General features: G+C 40.0%; 20 protein-coding genes. 14 read left to right on the plus strand and 6 right to left on the minus strand.

The window, feature by feature from the left end; translation table 11 throughout:
• Nucleotides 1-78: 78 nt before the first annotated feature.
• The 6 genes from H5122_RS19535 to H5122_RS19560 all read left to right on the plus strand — a co-directional run bounded on the left by H5122_RS19535 (nucleotide 79) and on the right by H5122_RS19560 (nucleotide 4,255).
• Nucleotides 79-693, plus strand: a complete 615-nt coding sequence (locus H5122_RS19535; RefSeq protein WP_182682999.1) for a YigZ family protein — start codon at nucleotides 79-81, stop codon at nucleotides 691-693.
• A 96-nt stretch (nucleotides 694-789) separates the two neighbouring features.
• A complete protein-coding gene (locus tag H5122_RS19540) occupies nucleotides 790-2,241 on the plus strand; it encodes a TrkH family potassium uptake protein (protein ID WP_004335179.1) in 1,452 nt (483 codons plus the stop codon).
• A 44-nt stretch (nucleotides 2,242-2,285) separates the two neighbouring features.
• Nucleotides 2,286-2,945, plus strand: a complete 660-nt coding sequence (locus tag H5122_RS19545) for a flagellar brake protein (protein ID WP_149601907.1) — start codon at nucleotides 2,286-2,288, stop codon at nucleotides 2,943-2,945.
• A gap of 465 nt (nucleotides 2,946-3,410) precedes the next feature.
• Complete coding sequence (locus H5122_RS19550) at nucleotides 3,411-3,623, plus strand: EF-hand domain-containing protein (RefSeq protein WP_004335175.1); 213 nt, start codon at nucleotides 3,411-3,413, stop codon at nucleotides 3,621-3,623.
• Nucleotides 3,624-3,763: 140 nt separating this feature from the next.
• Nucleotides 3,764-3,976 carry a calmodulin gene (locus H5122_RS19555; RefSeq protein ID WP_004335174.1) on the plus strand — a complete coding sequence of 71 codons (213 nt, stop codon included), beginning with the start codon at nucleotides 3,764-3,766 and terminating at the stop codon, nucleotides 3,974-3,976.
• A 63-nt stretch (nucleotides 3,977-4,039) separates the two neighbouring features.
• Nucleotides 4,040-4,255 (plus strand): calmodulin, encoded by a 216-nt coding sequence (locus H5122_RS19560; RefSeq protein WP_182683000.1) that lies wholly within the window; start codon nucleotides 4,040-4,042, stop codon nucleotides 4,253-4,255.
• An 81-nt stretch (nucleotides 4,256-4,336) separates the two neighbouring features.
• On the opposite strand, the gene trkA is transcribed toward H5122_RS19560, so the two are convergent.
• The 4 genes from trkA to def form a co-directional block, all read right to left on the minus strand.
• Complete coding sequence (gene trkA, locus H5122_RS19565; protein ID WP_004335170.1) at nucleotides 4,337-5,713, minus strand: Trk system potassium transporter TrkA; 1,377 nt, start codon at nucleotides 5,711-5,713, stop codon at nucleotides 4,337-4,339.
• Nucleotides 5,714-5,799: 86 nt separating this feature from the next.
• On the minus strand, nucleotides 5,800-7,095 hold the full coding sequence (gene rsmB, locus H5122_RS19570) for a 16S rRNA (cytosine(967)-C(5))-methyltransferase RsmB (protein ID WP_182683001.1): 1,296 nt from the start codon (nucleotides 7,093-7,095) through the stop codon (nucleotides 5,800-5,802).
• Nucleotides 7,088-8,041, minus strand: a complete 954-nt coding sequence (gene fmt / locus H5122_RS19575; protein WP_182673058.1) for a methionyl-tRNA formyltransferase — start codon at nucleotides 8,039-8,041, stop codon at nucleotides 7,088-7,090. Before fmt ends, rsmB begins: the two co-directional genes overlap by 8 nt.
• A 21-nt stretch (nucleotides 8,042-8,062) precedes the next feature.
• Nucleotides 8,063-8,569 (minus strand): peptide deformylase, encoded by a 507-nt coding sequence (def, locus tag H5122_RS19580; RefSeq protein WP_004335162.1) that lies wholly within the window; start codon nucleotides 8,567-8,569, stop codon nucleotides 8,063-8,065.
• Between the two features lie 118 nt (nucleotides 8,570-8,687).
• On the opposite strand from def, the gene H5122_RS19585 reads away from it, so the two are divergent.
• From H5122_RS19585 to hemF, 6 genes are all read left to right on the plus strand, one after another.
• A complete protein-coding gene (locus H5122_RS19585; RefSeq protein ID WP_182683002.1) occupies nucleotides 8,688-9,806 on the plus strand; it encodes a LysM peptidoglycan-binding domain-containing protein in 1,119 nt (372 codons plus the stop codon).
• A 31-nt stretch (nucleotides 9,807-9,837) separates the two neighbouring features.
• Complete coding sequence (gene dprA, locus H5122_RS19590) at nucleotides 9,838-10,929, plus strand: DNA-processing protein DprA (RefSeq protein ID WP_004335159.1); 1,092 nt, start codon at nucleotides 9,838-9,840, stop codon at nucleotides 10,927-10,929.
• 1 nt (nucleotide 10,930) lies between these two features.
• Entirely contained in the window at nucleotides 10,931-11,404 is a 474-nt protein-coding gene (locus tag H5122_RS19595; RefSeq protein WP_004335158.1) for a DUF494 family protein, read from the plus strand.
• 114 nt (nucleotides 11,405-11,518) lie between these two features.
• On the plus strand, nucleotides 11,519-12,094 hold the full coding sequence (locus tag H5122_RS19600) for a type I DNA topoisomerase (protein ID WP_004335155.1): 576 nt from the start codon (nucleotides 11,519-11,521) through the stop codon (nucleotides 12,092-12,094).
• 25 nt (nucleotides 12,095-12,119) lie between these two features.
• Nucleotides 12,120-12,683, plus strand: a complete 564-nt coding sequence (locus H5122_RS19605; protein ID WP_004335153.1) for an L-threonylcarbamoyladenylate synthase — start codon at nucleotides 12,120-12,122, stop codon at nucleotides 12,681-12,683.
• 1 nt (nucleotide 12,684) lies between these two features.
• On the plus strand, nucleotides 12,685-13,635 hold the full coding sequence (gene hemF, locus H5122_RS19610) for an oxygen-dependent coproporphyrinogen oxidase (protein ID WP_024604781.1): 951 nt from the start codon (nucleotides 12,685-12,687) through the stop codon (nucleotides 13,633-13,635).
• A 63-nt stretch (nucleotides 13,636-13,698) separates the two neighbouring features.
• Here the strand turns inward: hemF and H5122_RS19615 are convergent, their stop codons facing one another.
• Complete coding sequence (locus H5122_RS19615) at nucleotides 13,699-14,136, minus strand: group II truncated hemoglobin (RefSeq protein WP_004335148.1); 438 nt, start codon at nucleotides 14,134-14,136, stop codon at nucleotides 13,699-13,701.
• Nucleotides 14,137-14,190: 54 nt separating this feature from the next.
• Between H5122_RS19615 and aroE the strand changes: the two genes are divergently transcribed.
• Entirely contained in the window at nucleotides 14,191-15,015 is an 825-nt protein-coding gene (gene aroE / locus H5122_RS19620) for a shikimate dehydrogenase (RefSeq protein ID WP_182683003.1), read from the plus strand.
• On the plus strand, nucleotides 15,012-15,266 hold the full coding sequence (locus H5122_RS19625) for a DUF1488 family protein (protein WP_182683004.1): 255 nt from the start codon (nucleotides 15,012-15,014) through the stop codon (nucleotides 15,264-15,266). Before aroE ends, H5122_RS19625 begins: the two co-directional genes overlap by 4 nt.
• On the opposite strand, the gene H5122_RS19630 is transcribed toward H5122_RS19625, so the two are convergent.
• Nucleotides 15,258-15,803: a gamma carbonic anhydrase family protein gene (locus H5122_RS19630; protein WP_182683005.1), complete on the minus strand. Its 546-nt coding sequence runs from the start codon at nucleotides 15,801-15,803 to the stop codon at nucleotides 15,258-15,260. The genes H5122_RS19625 and H5122_RS19630 overlap by 9 nt on opposite strands.
• Nucleotides 15,804-16,167 lie beyond the last annotated feature (364 nt).

The following is a 16,167-nucleotide window of genomic DNA, read 5'->3' on the forward strand; positions in this document are numbered from 1 at the left end:
AAGACGAGTTAGCGAATAAACGTTAAGATATGCATATGAACGGGGCCTTTAGGCCCCATTTTTAATTGAGCTTTTAATATGTCTGAATATAAATATCCTGCTGCTGACGTTTTTCATCAAGAAGAAATTAAAAAAAGTACGTTTATAGTCCACATTGCACACACCCCCGATTTAAATTCAGCAAAAACATTTATTAAAAGCATTGAAGAAAAGTATAGCGATGCCCGTCATAACTGCTGGGCACATGTGGCAGGCAACCCCGGTGGCAGCCATGTTTATGGTTTTTCGGATGATGGTGAACCTAATGGCACTGCAGGAAAACCTATGCTAAATGTGCTGGTGGGTTCGGGCCTTGGCGAAATCACTGCCGTGGTGACACGTTACTTTGGTGGTATAAAATTAGGCACCGGCGGACTGGTACGTGCTTATGGTGGCTCATTAAATAATGCACTAGTAAAATTGCAAACGGTGCTTAAAGTTCCCAGTATTGAAATTACCGGGAGTAGTGAGTACAGCATGCAAGGCGCAATTGAACAGTTATTAAAAACAAAGTATCAAGTGCTTAATATTGATAAGCAATTTACTGCTAATATTGAATGGGTGATTACAATCGATAGCCGTGAAGCTAAGCAAGCAATCAAAGATATTTTTGATTTAAGTCACGGCGCAGTTGAGTTAACTATTAAAGAGTAATAACCTACACAAATTGCATGTAATGCATACTGACCCTATTTAATTTGGTTGATACTACTCAGCCTGAATTTACTAATAATAAAAGCGACAAGCTAAATGCAATTTCGTACCATCATAAAAATTCTTGGCCAACTTGTTGCGCTGTTTAGTATTACCATGGTGCCTCCGGCACTGGTGTCTTTAATATACAAAGACGGTGGTGGTGTTCCCTTTGTTTTAGCATTTATCTTTAGTGTTGTTATTGGCATGATGGCTTATTACCCAAACCGCCATGAAAACGGTGATTTAAAAGCACGTGAAGGCTTCTTAATTGTTGTTTTGTTTTGGTTGGTACTTGGGGCGTTTGCCTCCTTGCCGCTTATATTTTTACAAGAACCTAATCTATCGCTCGCCGATGCGGTGTTTGAAGCATTCTCTGGCTTAACAACCACCGGTGCTACTGTACTTACCGGTATTGAGTACTTGCCCAAATCAGTATTGTTTTATCGCCAGCAACTCCAGTGGTTTGGCGGTATGGGGATAATCGTACTCGCTGTTGCTATACTCCCAATGCTAGGTGTTGGTGGTATGCAGTTGTACCGCGCTGAAATACCAGGGCCTGTAAAAGATTCTAAAATGACCCCGCGAATTGCCGATACTGCAAAGCACCTTTGGTATATTTATGTGTCGTTGACTATTACTTGTATGCTGGCTTATTGGGCGGCAGGAATGGAGTGGTTTGATGCTATATGTCATGCATTCTCAACGGTCGCTATTGGTGGCTTTTCTACTTACGATGCTTCCATGGGTCACTTTGACAGCCCTGTAATTAACTTTATTTGTGTGTTCTTTTTAATTATTGCCGCTGTTAACTTCTCCCTACATTACGCCGCAGTAGCTAGTCGTAACATACAAGTTTATATTCGAGACCCTGAGTTTAAGGTGTTTTTGTGTATTCAATTAGCGCTGGTGGTTATTTGTTTTACTGTACTTTCATCCAACGAAATATTTGCTAATGGCGATGAAACCCTCGATCAAGCGTTATTTCAAGCTGTTTCAATGAGTACAACAGCAGGCTTTGCTACGGATAACTTTTCAACATGGCCGTTGTTTTTACCTATTTTACTTATATTTTCGAGCTTTATTGGTGGCTGTGCAGGCTCTACCGGTGGTGGCATGAAAGTAGTTCGCGTATTTTTACTTTACTTGCAGGGCGTGCGTGAGCTCAATCGTTTAGTGCATCCTCGTGCTATATATTCAATCAAGCTGGGTCGTAAGGCGTTGCCAGATAAAGTAGTAGAAGCTGTGTGGGGCTTTTTCTCTGCTTATGCGCTGGTATTTATTATTATTATGTTAGCGCTTATGGGCACGGGTATGGATAACATAACTGCGTTCTCAGCCACTGCGGCTTGTTTAAATAACTTAGGGCCTGGTTTAGGAGATGTAGCGTCGCATTATGGTGCTATAACCGATGGTGCTAAATGGTTGCTTACTATTGCAATGGTGTTTGGTCGTTTAGAAATATTTACTTTATTAGTGTTATTTACGCCTACTTTTTGGCGTGGATAAACGAGCGGCTTAAGTTTTAAATTACGAACTATTGGGAAAGGGATATGCCAACAAATTTAGAAAAGCTAAAGCATATAAGTGTAGGCAGCTTAGTCGACCTAGAAATATTAACACCTACAAGCAGTAAGCGTGTTAAAACTGAATTAGTTGGTTTACTCGATAAGCAGTTTATTATTTTAAATTATCCCAATGCTAAGCGTTTACCTGCGGCGAGTGACTATTTACGTGATGGCGTAATGGTTGTTGTAAGAGCACTGATTGAAGGCAGTGGTGGGCAAGTTATTGCGTTTCGCCAGCAAATTATGTCAGTAGCCTCGCATCCTGCTAAACTCGTCTTTATTAATTTTCCTAAGCAAGTGCAGCTATTTGCGCTACGCTCGCAAACACGCATACCTACCTTATTACCTGCAAAGCTAAAACTAAGTGACGATAGAGTGCTTGAAGGCCTTATTAAGGACATTTCACTCACTGGTGTAATGTTTGATATTAGAGGCGATCAGCAAGCTGAAGGTATAAAAGATATGCAATGCACTGTCGTCCTCAATAGTAGTGATAAAGATTTTGAAGGTGAAATTTGCAGTGTTAAAGAGCATGCTGCAGGTGTGCACTGCGGAATTAAGCTACTAGCAAGCGAGGATGAAATGAAAACCTTTATGAAAGAGCATTTTATAGACCCATCTGCGCTTGAGCCCACCGTTGACTAAATCGTTTTTCGCTTATTTGCAACAAAATGACGTTTTAAGTGAGTATTTATAAAGTGTTTTTTTGTTTTTATATAATTAAAAATATTATTAAAATAAAACAATGTGTTACGTGTTTTTTGTTATGGCTTTTTTTTTGTTGTTATAGCTACTTCGTTAAAATTAACCTTAATTATTTTTTAAAATCCCTCCTTTTATAGCTCTACATTTTAAAATGTATCTTTTTACATAAACATAACTATTTGTTTTTAATGACTTTAGTTTTTCACCTTTAAAGCGTGTTGCGAAAAGGCAACAGTAATGACTCTGAAAATTCCTACTTATTGTACGTTTTATTTTTAACTTATTGAAAGTTAATGGCTTTTCAATGTTGGCATTTAAGTTGTAATAGTCAGGGTGTACTGAACGAAATCGTGATTCAAAGTGAAATACTTAATCGCACACACATAAATTTGAAGGATACATATTATGAAAAGCATTAATAAAACTTTAGCACTTATCGCTATTGCATCTTCTTCAGCCGCTTTTGCAGCAACAGATTTTGACACACTTGATGTAGACGGCAGTGGCACAATTAGCCAAGCAGAAGCATCAGTAGACGCAAAATTAATGAGCATGTTTTCTGAGCTTGATACCGACCAAAATGGTGAGTTATCAAAAGAAGAATTTTCAGAAGCTTAATTAAAAAGTATTTATCCTGAGTTGCCAAAGACAACCTAAGTAGGCAAGGGAGCTTACGAAAGAGGATAACAAGGAAGTGAAAAATTACGTTTTAAGTTAAACGAAGCAATTTTTTTGATAGAACATTGAAGGATTAAGTTATGAAACATTTAAATAAAGCATTAGCACTTATAGTACTAGCATCTTCTTCAGCTGCATTTGCAGCATCAGATTTTGACAGCCTTGATATCGATGGTAGCGGCACAATTAGCCCAAGCGAAGCGGCAGTCGATACCGATTTAATGGCTGAATTTATTGAGCTAGACACAGATGGTAGCGGCGAGCTTTCTAAAGAAGAGTTCGCTAATTACTAATTAAACATTTTTCACAGTCAGGGATCTTTGAAAAGGACTTCCCATATTACTAGGAATATTATTATGAAAACATTCAATACAACACTTGCAGTTATCGTTTTAGCATCTTCATCAGCAGCATACGCAGCAGTGGACTTTGCCTCTTTTGATGCAGATGGCGACGGTGCGATTACAATGGAAGAAGCGAAGGTTAACCCTCAACTTGTAAAGATTTTTGATGATTTAGATACTGATGAAAATGGTGAAATCTCTAAAGAAGAGTTTTCAAAAGTACAGTAATCAATATTCGAAGATACTCCACTAAAGCCGCCTTAGTCAGCGGCTTTTTTGTATTTTAAATTAACTAATTAGCGTAACTAGTTAAAGGAATATAGCACTTACTTGGAATAGTTTTTCTACAACGGTAATGTGTTTTTTGTCGATTAAAAACATGATGACATGATCGCCCGACATAATAATTGTATCATCATGAGCTATCAGCACATCGTCATTACGTACTATTGCGCCAATAGTTGTACCCGCAGGAAGTTTTATGTCGGCAATCGCACGACCAACCACTTTAGATGTGTTTTCATCACCATGAGCAACCGCTTCAATGGCTTCTGCTGCGCCTTTACGCAGTGAATACACGTTAACAATATCACCACGGCGTACGTGCGTTAATAACGCTGATATAGTTGCTTGTTGTGGGGATATGGCAATATCTATTTCGCCGCCTTGTACCAAATCAACGTAAGCACCACGTTGGATAAGTACCATGGTTTTTTGTGCGCCCATACGTTTTGCAAGCATGGCTGACATAATGTTTGCTTCATCGTCATTGGTTACGGCAATAAACACATCTACTTGTTCAATATGCTCTTCTGAGAGCAGTTCTTGATCAGACGCGTCACCACAAAAAACAACCGTATTATCGAGCATTTCTGAGAGTTGCTCGGCACGTTCTTTACTGCGTTCAATTAATTTAACGGTGTGGTTTTTTTCAAGAGAGCGGGCAAGGCCTGCCCCAATGTTACCGCCACCAGCTATCATAATTTTTTTGTAAGAACGTTCAAGTTTTTGTAGCTCGTTCATTACTGCGCGTATATGTTTTGTAGCGGCAATAAAGAATACTTCGTCATCGGCTTCAATAACAGTGGTACCCAATGGTTTTATTGCTTTACCTTGACGATAAATAGCGGCAACACGAGTCTCTACATTAGGGATGTGTTCTTTAAGTGCAGATAACGCATAACCTACAAGTAAACCGCCATAGTAAGCTTTTACGGCTACTAACGAGAGCATGCCATCAGCAAACTGCAATACTTGCAGAGCACCAGGGTAGTCAATTAAACGGCGAATATACTTAGTGACCAGTGCTTCGGGAGCAATGTAATGATCGATTGGTAAATCATCGTTTTGAAATAGTTTTTCGCGGTATTTTAAATATTGCTCTGAGCGAATGCGGGCAATTTTAGTGGGCGTTTTAAAAATACTGTACGCCACTTGGCATGCAACCATGTTCACTTCATCTGAACTGGTTACCGCAATAATCATATCGGCATCTTCAGCACCTGCACGGCGTAATACATCAGGATGCGCGCTGTGGCCCATAACCCCTTGTAAGTCGTACTTATCTTGAAGTTCACGTAATCGGTTACCGTCTATATCAACAACGGTAATTTCGTTTTGTTCGCCAACTAAGTTTTCAGCAAGCGTAGCACCAACTTGCCCGGCACCGAGTATAATTATTTTCATTATTTACCCGTGGTATTGATCATAATTTAATTAAAAAAATAGCCATTTAATGTTTCATAAATGGCTAACTATTTAGTGTACGGCTATTAGGCTTTTTTAACTAGCTTAGCGTAATAAAATCCATCACTTTCACCGGGCAGTAACTGCAAACCTGGCGTTGTTACGGTATCGTTTTCGTGTAGAGGTATATGTTCTACATCATCATTATTAGCTAAAAACTTAGCAACTTGCTGTTGGTTTTCTTGTGGAAGAACCGAACACGTAGCATATACCAATGTGCCACCTGGTTTTAACAGTGGCCAAATGCTATCAAGAATATCGCTTTGTAACTTAGCTAAATCTTCGATGTCTGATGCGCGACGTAACCATTTTATGTCAGGGTGACGGCGAATTACGCCAGTGGCCGAACAAGGCACATCAAGTAAAATACGATCAAATAATTTTTCATCCCACCAGGTATGTGGTTGCGATGCATCGCCACATTGTAGGTCTGCACCTAAGCCAATGCGAGTTAAGTTTTGCTTAACACGTTCAAGGCGAGTTGAGTCGCTATCAAGTGCAAGTACATCAGCATCAGCAAGCTCTAAAATATGACATGTTTTACCGCCAGGGGCTGCGCAGGCATCCAAAATATAGTCGTCTGCTTTAGGTTCTAAAAAGCGGGCTGCCAACTGTGCTGCAGCATCTTGTACTGAACATGCACCTGTATCAAACTCAGGCAACGAAAATACATCACGTGGTTTGGCAAGCTTAATCCCATCAATAAAGTCAGGGTTTAAGGTGTGTTCAATATCGTTAGCGCTAAGCATTTCGCTGTACTCTTGCGTGCTAAATTGTGCTTGATTTACACGAAGCCACATTGGTGCTTGTTGCTGGTTTTCTTCAAGTAGTGCTTCCCAGCTATCTGGGTAGGCTGTGTGCACCTGTTTAATAAACCAATTTGGATGGTTGTATAAACATACCGGAATAAGCTTCGCTTTTTCTTCAAGCTCAGCTTGTTGACGCTGAAAGCTACGTAAAATGGCGTTTATCAGCCCTTTTAATCCTAAAGCGCGTAGTTGAGCCAGTGCGTTAACCGTTTCTGAAATGGCAGCATGAGGTGGTACGCGCATATGCTGCAGTTGATAAATACCTACGTATAATAAAAACTGAAATATTCTACGTTTACCTTTTAATGGCTGCTCTACTAAGTGTTGGCAGTAATTTTCAAGGCTCGGTAAGTAGCGTAAAACGCCATAACAAATTTGCTGTAGCAACGCTTTATCTTTAGGCGGCAAGCCTTGACTTGCAAATGGAAGTTCTTGATTAAGCGATGCGCCTTTATCAACTACGTTATATAAAGTTTCAGCGGCAAGCGCTCGTACGTTTGGAACATTACTCATTGTTTTCGCCTAATATTGTGCCAGGAGTAACCCAGTCACTACGACCATTTAAAAAGTCGTTAATTGCCATTGGTTTTTTACCTTGCGGCTGTAATTGCGTAATACATAAAGCGTGTTCGCCACACGCCACTACTACGCCATTTTTGTCGCTTGATAAAATTTGCCCAGGATCACCTGATTGCAGCATAACTTGCGCTTGATGAATCTTTACTGTTTGCCCACCCATTTGGGTAAAGCACATTGGCCACGGGTTAAAAGAGCGAATGTTTCGCTCGATTTGAAGCGCACTCATGGACCAGTCGATATCAGCTTCCTCTTTAGAAAGCTTTTTAGCGTAGTTAGCAAGTTCATCGTTTTGAGGTTCAGGGGTGATCTCACCATTAGCTAATTTATTAATGGTTTCAATTAACGCATCTGGACCTAGCTCAGCAAGCTTTGTATATAAGCTTGCGCTAGTTTCTGTTGTGCTAATAGGGCAGCGGCTTATATGTAGCATATCGCCGGTATCTAGCCCTTCATCCATTTGCATTATTGTTACGCCGGTTTGTTCATCACCTGCCCAAATTGCGCGTTGAATAGGTGCAGCACCGCGCCAGCGCGGTAATATAGAGCCATGCACGTTTAAACAACCTAAACGTGGCGCTTCTAAAATAGCTTTAGGTAAAATTAAGCCATATGCTACAACAATCATAATGTCGGCATTTAAGCTTGTTAGCTCATCTAGTGCTTCATCATTTTTTAATGACTGTGGCTGAAAAACCGGTAAGTTGTGCTCAAGCGCTAGCTCTTTCACTTCACTGGCTTTTAATTTTTTACCACGACCTGCAGGGCGATCTGGCTGGCTATATACACCCACTATTTGGTGTTCGCTTTGTATCAGCGCTTGTAAATGACGTGCGGCAAAGTCCGGCGTACCGGCAAATATAATGCGTAATGGTTGAGTCACTGAGTTTTCCTAAGGTGCTTATTACTGTTCTGCAAACTTGGCTTCTTTTTCAAGCTTTTTACGAATACGTTGGCGCTTTAATGGAGATAAGTAATCAATGAATAGCTTACCTTGAAGGTGATCTAGTTCATGTTGAATACAAATAGCCAATAATTCATCTGCATCTAGTACAAATTCTTCACCGTTTTCGTTAAGTGCTGCGACTGTTACTGTTTCTGCGCGATCTACTTTTGCATACGAGTTAGGTACTGATAAACAGCCTTCTTCGCTAACGGTAGAGCCGTCTTTTTTAATGATTTGTGGATTAATTAATACCAGTGGCTCATTGCGCTCTTCTGATACATCAATAACAACGATTCGTTGATGAATATCTACTTGCGTGGCCGCAAGTCCAATGCCATTTTCATCGTACATTGTCTCTAGCATGTCTTTTACAATTTGGCGTACTGTGTCGTCAACTTGTACAACATCTTTTGCTACAGTACGTAAACGTTCATCTGGAAATCTTAAAACTTCTAACCTAGCCATAGTTACCTTTTTCACTTGTGCTTAATTTAGGGTATTGTATGCTCTTATTTTAGCCATTCGCGTTCACCTTTAACAGGTTTTGGGCAATAATAATGAAAAAACAATACAAGGAAGCTCGATGAAATCTCCACTACTTGCAATCATGCTTATGTTAAGCGCTGCGTTTCCCGCAGTTGCTGATGTACTTAAAATAAAAAAAGACGCACCAAAACAGTATGTTGTAAAAAAAGGCGATACACTTTGGGATATTTCTGGCATCTATTTAGATGAGCCTTGGCTATGGCCTGAACTTTGGCAAATGAATCCACAAATTGACAACCCACACCTAATTTACCCCGGTGATGCATTAGCGTTGATATACGATGCAGATGGAAACCCACGTTTAGTGATCAATAAAGGATATAGAAAGCTATCTCCTCAGGGTCGTATTACACCAAAAGGGCGTGATGCTATAACTACTTTGCCGCTTGAAATGATCAAACCTTATATCAGTTACGAGCAAGCAATGAACAGTGACGATATTAAAGGTAAACCTTATATTTTAGGTGCAAACGAAAATACTAAAACACAAACGCTAGGCCATATTTTATATGTTAAAGGCGACTTACAAGTACATAAAGCATATGCCATTTATCATAAAGGTGACCCCTACACTGATTTAACCGGTGAAGTGTTAGCAACGCGTGCATCTTATGTGGGTATAGCACGTGCTTTTAGAGCGGGCGATGAGAAAAATGGCGTGCCTTCATCATTACGTGTTGAGTCTGTTAAACGAGAAATTCAGCAAGGTGATTTTTTAATGCCGGCAATGGAAGGCCAAATGCTTCCTGCGTACTTTGATATACACCGCCCTTCAGAACCTGTAACAGGTAATATTATTGCTTCACCACGCGAAGTTAGAGAATTCAGCACAATGGATGTTGTGGTGCTAAACTTAGGAAGTGAACAAAATATAGAAGCGGGTCATGTATTAGATCTAGAGCGTCAATCGCCAACGGTTATTGATGGTCCTCGTGGCCCTCGTTATCCAGAAGATTCTAGTAAATATGAGAAGCTTTTATCTGATGTGAGCCAATTATTTGGTGATGAGTCTGACGAACAAAACACAACGTGGACCATGCCTAAAGAAAAAGTTGGTGAGCTAATTGTCTTTAAAGTGTATGACAAAGTAAGTTATGCATTAATAACTAAAAACCAGCACCCAATTCGCATTGGAGATATTGCAGTTATTCATTAAGAAGTAGCGAGTCGGTGCTCTAGGAGAGAGCATGGATCAGTCATCTGGCAAGCTAGCCCACTGGCTTGCCTTTTATATGTGTAAAGGGTTGGGTATAAAAACCCTTTTAGCACTATCTACAAACTATTCCCTTGGGTCGTTATTCGACTTATCTCATGACAAGCTTTTACAGCTTGGGTTAACCGCTAATCAAGCGAGTAATTTACTCAACACCAATTGGCAACAAGTCAGTCATTATGAGCAATTAATAGCGCTGAACAACATTACTGTTGTCTGTATTTTTGATGCGCTTTACCCAGAAGATCTCCGGCAGATTGCCAGTGCGCCTTTATTACTCTTTTGCAGGGGAGATGTCTCGTTATTATCAACTCCACAGATTGCAATTGTTGGCAGCCGTAATGCTACACCTACCGGGCTTGAAATAGCCTCAGAATTTGCATACGAGTTAACTTTGGCGGGTATTACAGTTACTTCAGGTATGGCGCGGGGAATAGATGGTGCAGCACACAAAGGTTCTCTTGCTGGTACAGGTAAAACCATAGCTGTGCTTGGTACTGGGGTTGATATTTACTACCCCAAACGCCATAAACTATTAACAGACCAAGTTTTAGAAAACGGCCTGCTGGTGAGTGAGTTTTTACCAGGCACAGCTGCTCATGCGCACAACTTTCCGCGCCGTAATCGTATTATTTCTGGGTTATCGTTAGGAGTACTTATTGTTGAGGCTGAAATTAAAAGTGGTTCGTTAATTACAGTACGCTATGCGCTTGAACAAAATAAAGAGGTATTTGCAGTACCGGGTTCTATTAAAAACCCGTTAGCGCAGGCAAGTCACTTTTTAATAAAGCAAGGTGCTAAGCTGGTAGAAAACGTGGCTGACATTCTTGATGAGGTGAGTTTTACTTACGACAATAATGTATGTAATAAAGAGCAGCCGATTCAAGCCAATTCTCAATGTGAGGTTTTAAATAGTATTGGCTTTGAAGTAACCAGTGTAGATGACATTGTGCGTCGTGCGCAGTGGCCAATAGATAAAGTACTCAGTAGGTTGCTCGATTTAGAATTAGACGATCAGATTGAGCGAGTGTTAGATGGTTACATCAAGTTAAGCGCAGGAAGGTAATATGTTTGATATTCTTTTGTATCTTTTTGAAAATTACATTCATAGCGAAGCGGATATATTTGCAGAGCAAAATGAGTTAACCGATGAGCTACTGCGTGCGGGCTTTAATAAGCCTGAGATATTTAAAGCTCTTGATTGGTTAGAGCAACTAGCCGATTTACAACACAGCGATGAGTCTCCTTATCTTATTGCTAACCCTAAAGATGCTGTGCGTATATTTACCGATAGTGAATGCCAAAGGCTCAGCGCTGAGTGTCGTGGCTTTTTAATGTTTATTGAACAAATAGGCGTAATTAACAATGTAACACGTGAAATGGTAATGGACTGTTTAGCCTCTCTCGATAAACCAACTATAAGCCTAGAAGACTTAAAGTGGATTGTACTTATGATCTTGTTTAACGTTCCTGGCTCTGAAGAGGCATATGAGCAAATGGAAGATTTGATTTTTGATGAACCCAGCGAACTTCTTCATTAGAGATAATTATCTTAATTGTACTCAAATTACTTAAAAGGATAAGCACGGCATTGCTTGTATCTTTAAGTGGTTTGGGTATATTAGGCGAAAATTCACCAACCTATTAGGATCACCATGAGTAAAATCGACCATTCGCTTTTCTCGGCGAACAAGCACGCCCTCGAAAAAGAATACGAGATATGCCCACAGTGTGGTTCAGAGTTAGTGATCCGCAATAGTAAATCAGGCCCTTTTCTAGGATGCGCAAGTTATCCCAAATGCGACTTTATTAGGCCGCTGGCACATCACGACAGTAACGAAATCAAAATATTAGAAGATTCAGCATGTCCTGAGTGTAGCAAACCGCTGGTGGTTAAAAATGGCCGCTATGGTATGTTTATTGGGTGTACGGGTTATCCAGAGTGTCATTACATTGCTAACGAAAATGAAGAAAAGCAAAGCGAAGATACTTTGCCTAGTTGCCCTAAATGCAAAAAAGGTCATTTAGTCGCGCGCAGTAATAAGTTTGGTAAAGTATTTTATTCTTGTGATTGTTATCCAAGCTGTAAATACACGCTTAATAATAAACCGGTTGAACATCCGTGTCCTGAATGTGACTGGCCTATCGTCATAGAAAGAAATATGGCAAACGGCATATTATTGCAATGCCCACAAAAAAGCTGCATGCATAAGCTCACCCCAACTGAATAACGTTTAATTATATCTGGAGACTACTTTGTCAGACCTTTCAAATACGCCCACTGCAATAACATGCTTAACGCAAGGCGAAGTTATTTTATACCCAACAGAAGCTGTATATGGTTTAGGTTGTGATCCAGATAATCAACAAGCCGTTGAAGCACTATTAGCTATTAAGCAGCGCCCGGTTGAAAAAGGGCTTATTTTAATCGCTGATAACTACGGACAATTATTAAAATACGTAGATGATGCAAAAATACCAATGGATAAACGCGCTGATATTTTTTCGAGTTGGCCTGCTGCAATTACATGGGTTATGCCTGCATCTAAAAATACGCCTAAATGGCTCACAGGGCAGTTTGATACCATCGCAGTAAGAGTAACAAACCATCCAACAGTAAAGCGTTTGTGCCAAGAGTTTGGTAAGCCACTAGTATCAACCAGTGCAAACTTAACCGGTCAAGAAACGGTAATTAGTATTGAGCAAGCCAAAGCGCAATTTGCAGAACAAGTTGGCTTTTACGTTGACGAGCCGTTAGGTGGTAATACTCAACCAAGCACAATAAAAGACGCCATGACTGGCAAAATATTTAGAGGTTAATATGCAAAGCGAATTATTAGATCAAGTAAAAGCATACTTTATGGCTTTGCAAGACACTATTTGCCAAGGTTTGGAGGCTGCAGATGGCAGTGCTAAATTTATAGAAGATAACTGGCAGCGAGCAGAAGGTGGTGGTGGTCGCACACGTGTAACCACAAATGGTACTGTAATAGAGCAAGGTGGAGTTAATTACTCACACGTATTTGGCGCTTCAATGCCTGGTTCGGCAACAGCACATAGGCCAGAGCTTGCAGGGCGCAGCTTTCATGCGTGTGGTGTGTCGTTAGTTATTCATCCTAAAAACCCTCATGTACCAACAAGTCATGCCAATGTGCGCTTTTTTATAGCTGAAAAAGAAGGCGAAGAGCCAATATGGTGGTTTGGTGGCGGGTTTGATCTCACTCCTTTTTATCCAGTATTAGAAGACGTACAACATTGGCATCAAGTTGCTCACGACATTTGTGCGCCTTTTGGCAGCGACATTTATCCAAAATACAAAACCTGGTGCGATGAATATTTTTATCTTAAACACCGCGATGAAACACGTGGCGTGGGTGGACTATTTTTTGATGATTTGAATGAGCTAGGGTTTGAGCAAAGCTTTGCGTTTATGCAATCGGTGGGTAATGGATTTTTAGATGCCTATTTACCTATTATTGAACGTCGCAAAAATGACGAATACACAGAGCAACAACGTGATTTTCAGCTTTATCGTCGCGGGCGCTACGTTGAGTTTAATTTAGTATGGGATAGGGGCACTTTATTTGGATTACAAAGTGGCGGGCGCACGGAGTCTATATTAATGTCTATGCCACCACTTGCACGCTGGGAATATAACTATAAACCAGAGCCAAGTAGCCCAGAAGCTAACCTATATCAGTATTACTTACGCCCGCAAGAGTGGTTAACGAGTCAACCAAGTGAGCTGATAGCCAGAGAGTGGCAATTATAAAAATTAAACAATAATCAAAAAGGCGCTAATTAGCGCCTTTTTGCATTATGGCTATATATAAATTTAATGCTGATTGATCATGTGCGTTGCTAGTTGAGAGAATGATTGCTTTAAGCCTTCACGCAACAACGGATTGTCTATTTCTATATCCAGCGTTTTATTCATGCAGTACATCCACTGATCGCGTAATGCTTTATCTACAGTAAAAGGCATATGTCTTTTACGTAGCATTGGCTGGCCATGTTTTTCAGTAAATAGGTTTGGCCCGCCTAACCAACCAGATAAAAATTCAAAAAATACTTGGCGAATTCGATCTAATGGCAGAGGATGCATATCATATAACGGTTTAGCGTATTCATCTGACTCCATTATGTCGTAGAATCGATTGGAGATAGCTCGCGCCCCTTTCTCTCCACCTATTATTTCATACGGTGTTTTTTCAGGAGTAGGAGCCTGTTGCTCGGGAGCCGGCTTAGATTTAGAAAAAAGTCGTTTAATCATATTACTTATCATCGTTAATAGGCAGTGTTATAGCTGCAAAGAGGTTGCTTTAAAATGGACAAATATGCGGTTTTTGGAAATCCAATTAAACATTCAAAATCCCCCGCGATACATAAACAATTTGCTGTATCACTGGGTGAGCAAATCGACTATCGCGCAATATTAGCACCTATCGATAACTTTGAAAAAACAGTATTGTCTTTTTTTGAGCAAGGCGGTGTGGGTGCTAACGTTACAATGCCATTTAAAGAGCAAGCTTATGCAATGGCTGGTGAGCTTACGCCATTAGCCAAAATAGTAGGGGCTGTTAATACATTAAAAAAACGAGATGATGGTTCATTACTCGGTGATAACACCGATGGTGTGGGCTTTGTAAATGATTTACTCGCTAATGAAGTAGCCATAACTAATAAACGCATTTTAATCATAGGTGCGGGCGGTGCTGCTCGAGGGGTTATTTTACCTTTGTTAGAGCATAACCCTCAGGAAATAATAATAGTTAATCGCACAGCACAAAAAGCCAAAGAACTCGCAGAGCTGTTTACCCAATATGGACCAGTATCTGGCTTTGGTTTTGATGATTTACCAGTAAGCGATTACTCACTAATTATAAACTCTACCTCTAGCAGTATGAATAACGAACTTCCAGCACTTGATAAAAAACACATAACTAACTGTGAAGTCGCTTATGACATGTTTTATTCACTGCAAAATACCATTTTTATGAATTGGGTTGCACAGCATAATATTAACGCTAAGCTTTTAGATGGCAGTGGCATGTTAGTTGGCCAAGCTGCTCAAGCATATTATGTATGGCGTAATAAAATGCCAAAAATACTTCCCGTCGTTGATGCGCTAAAACAAGGAACGCTTAAATGAATCAGGCAATACAATTTATAGATAGGCTAGAGTTTAGAGAGCCCGATCATCAGTTAGTATTTTTTGCACAAGTTAGTGGCATGCTGGTGGAGTGTGTAATAGAAGTAAATACACTTAAACTAACAGACGAAAGTCACGTAACAGAGTATTTTGAAAAGTATCGTTTTGATTACGAAGAACGTGCCGAGGAGCTTATCGAAGAAGAGAGCTATAACTCGGCAGGCCAAATTGAAGTAAGCTTATTAACTTAAATTAGCTATTTCAACTAAGTACTCATCTTTAAGTGATACATAGTTATCGGCAGATATTTTTAAAAAGGCAAGTTCTTGCTCCGTTAGAGGGCGGGCTTGCTTGGCCGGACTCCCTACATATAAGTAACCAGACTCTAAGCGTTTGTTTGGTGGTACCAAAGATCCCCCACCTATAATTACATCATCTTCAACAACCACGTTATCCATAATAATAGCGCCCATACCTACAAGTATACGGTTTCCTAATATACATCCGTGCAGCATTACCTTATGACCTACAGTTACATCGTCACCTATAATAAGTGGATAACCATCTGGATTGCTTTTAGTTGCACGAGATAAATGCAATACACTGCCATCTTGTATATTGGAGCGTTTACCAATACGTATATAGTTAACATCGCCTCGGGCAGCTACTAAAGGCCAAACACTACTATTATCACCTAAAGTAATATCACCAACCAAAACTGATGACTCATCAATATAAACAGACGAATTAAACGAAGGAGTTACACCTTTATAAGAACGGATTGCCATATTTAGTACCTTTTAGATAATAGTTATTAGCTTTGAGTGTATCAGCAAGGTTATTTTTGTACCATAAAAGGCACCGTTTGGTTACAAAACTATCAGTTTCAGGGGGTTTAGTTCAGATACTGACCGAACAGCATCTTTTTTTACTTTTTCTTTAAAAAAGTACTTGCGTAAAAATCTGTTCTCCCTATAATGCGACCCCACTGAGACGGGAAACGCCGAAGCATAGCAAGGCACGAACTACTCAGAGAGTTAAATAAAACTTCGGTTTTAAATCTTCCAAAAGAAAATTTAAAACAAAGTGTTGACTCAAAAAATAAAGGGTGTATTATTCGCATCCCTTGAGGCGCTAAAGCGACTCAAAACG

Source organism: Pseudoalteromonas sp. SG43-8, from assembly GCF_014164245.1.
Lineage (GTDB): Bacteria > Pseudomonadota > Gammaproteobacteria > Enterobacterales > Alteromonadaceae > Pseudoalteromonas > Pseudoalteromonas distincta.